Source organism: Lysobacter daejeonensis GH1-9 (genome assembly GCF_000768355.1).
GTDB lineage: Bacteria > Pseudomonadota > Gammaproteobacteria > Xanthomonadales > Xanthomonadaceae > Aerolutibacter > Aerolutibacter daejeonensis.
The window spans coordinates 1-2287 of sequence record NZ_AVPU01000065.1; the positions used below are offsets into that span (position 1 = coordinate 1).

A 2287-nucleotide genomic window follows, 5' to 3' on the forward strand; every position below is an offset into this window, starting at 1 on the left:
GGCGACCGCCTTCGCGGGTTCCGCTACGGCCACCACTGCGGCTGCCGCTGCGCGCACCCTGGCCGCGACCACCGCCACGGCGCTCCTCGTCGGCGGCGCGCTGCTCGCGTGCCTCCTTGAAGATGCCGGCGATGCTCTCGGCCTCGTCGCCTTCGTCCGCCTCCACGCCGCCTTCCGGCAGCGCGCGCGGCGCCCGCGGCAACGCGGTCAGCAGCTCGGCGGTCACCGGCTCGGACGGGATCTTCTGCTCGATGTAGGCCTCGATGTCCGGCAGGCCCATCGCGTAGCGCTCGCAGGCGAAGCTGATCGCGTCGCCCTCAGCGCCCAGGCGCGCGGTGCGGCCGATGCGGTGCACGTAGTCCTCGGCATCGAACGGCAGGTCGTAGTTGTAGACGTGCGACACGCCGTCGATGTGCAGGCCGCGCGCGGCCACGTCGGTGGCCACCAGCAGCTCCAGCTGGCCGGCCTGGAACTTCTTCAGCAGCGACTCGCGCTTCTTCTGCGGCACGTCGCCGGACAGCACGCCGACGCGGTAGCCGGCCCGCTCCAGTGCGCGGGCCACGCGCTCGACGAACGCCTTGGTGTTGACGAACACCATGGTGCGCGCGCCCTCACTGCGCGAGAGCAGGCCCAGCAGCAGCGGGATCTTCTCGTCGTCGGCCGGGTAGTACAGCTTCTGTCGCACGCGGGCCGCGGTGATGGATTCGGTTTCCACCACCAGCTTCTCCGGCTCGTTCATGTGCTCGTAGGCCAGTTCCAGCACGCGGTGGCTGAGCGTGGCGCTGAACAGCAGGGTCTGCCGGGTGGTGCGCTCGGGCATGCGGCGCAGCAGGAAGCGGATGTCCTTGATGAAGCCCAGGTCGAACATGCGGTCAGCTTCGTCCAGCACGCACATCTCGCAAGCGTGCAGGCTGACCACCTTGTGCTGCTTGACGTAGTCGATCAGGCGGCCCGGGGTGGCGATGATGACGTCAGCGCCCTTCTGCAGGATCTCGCGCTGCTTGTCGTAGTCCACGCCGCCGTAGACCAGGGCGAACTTCAGGCCCAGCTCGCTGCCGAACTTCACCGCGTCCTTGTGGATCTGGATGGCCAGCTCGCGGGTCGGCGCCAGGATCAGCGCGCGCGGGTCCTCGGGCTTGCGGTCGGCCAGCGCCGGGCGGGTCAGCAGGCGGTTCATCACCGCGACCAGGAAGGCCAGGGTCTTGCCGGTGCCGGTCTGGGCCTGGCCGGCGACGTCGCGGCCCTGCAGGGCCAGCGGCAGGGTCAGTGCCTGGATCGGCGTCATGCGGGAGAACCCGGCGCCCTCCAGCCCGGCCAGAAGGCTCGGGTGCAGGTCGAACGACGAGAAGGAAATGTCGGTTAAAGGCTTGTCGCTCATCGGCTTGGCTGTCCGCGCGCGGTCCGCAGTGTTGCGGCGATGCGCTTGCGTGGGTGGCGGTCCGCATCGCAGACTGCCGGGGCCGGCCTCCTCGGACGCCGGCTTGGATGGGTGCTCCGGCCGGCCTTGAAGCCGACGGGTAACGCCCCAGTTTACCGTAAGCCCCGCCCCGCAGCGGGCCGGCGGCCGGCGCCGATGGCTTCGCGCCCCCACCACGGGCCGCATGCCACCCTGTGCCGGCCCGATCCGTCTAAAGCCCCAACCCGCAGGAGAGTCCTTGTGAGCGATAAAGTGATGCATGTCGGCGATGCCGATTTCGACGCCGCCGTGCTGCAGTCGTCCGAACCGGTGCTGGTCGATTTCTGGGCGCCGTGGTGCGGCCCGTGCAAGATGATCGCCCCGGCCCTGGACGTCATCGCCGAGGAATATGCCGGCAAGGCCAAGATCGTGAAGGTCAACGTGGACGAGAACCAGGCCACCGCGATGAAGTACCACGTGCGCTCGATCCCGATGCTGCTGGTGTTCAAGAACGGCCAGGTGCAGGCCACCCAGATTGGCGCGGTGGGCAAGCCGCAGATCGCGCAACTGATCGACAAGGCGCTCTGAGCGCCCCCGGGCGCCGGCCGGTGACCGCCGGCGCCCCCACCTGAACCGCATGCACCCTCCCGCCCGACGGTGCTTGCGCGGTACGCGGCCCCGGTGCTAGTTTCGCCGTACTGGGCGCGCCTACGCCGCCACTCCCCTCTTTCATAACCACGTCACTGACGTCCCGCTCGCCGCCTGCGAGCGCTCGCCGCTTAGCGAGGATTCCCTGCTTGTCCGATAACACCCCCGACGCCGGCGAAACCGCCGAAAAGCGCGTGCGCAAACCGCGTGCCCCCAAGGCTGCCGCCGAAGCCGCTCCCGCCC

At 69.6% G+C, this 2287-nt stretch carries 2 protein-coding genes; one reads left to right on the forward strand and one right to left on the reverse strand.

Translation table 11 applies throughout. The annotated features are described in order from the left end of the window. Positions 1-1378: ATP-dependent RNA helicase RhlB (rhlB, locus tag N800_RS14930; protein WP_036140490.1), on the reverse strand; the 1378-nt coding region annotated here is incomplete at its 3' end. 279 nt (positions 1379-1657) lie between these two features. On the opposite strand from rhlB, the gene trxA reads away from it, so the two are divergent. Next, a complete protein-coding gene (gene trxA / locus N800_RS14935; RefSeq protein ID WP_036140492.1) occupies positions 1658-1984 on the forward strand; it encodes a thioredoxin TrxA in 327 nt (108 codons plus the stop codon). Positions 1985-2287: the final 303 nt, after the last annotated feature.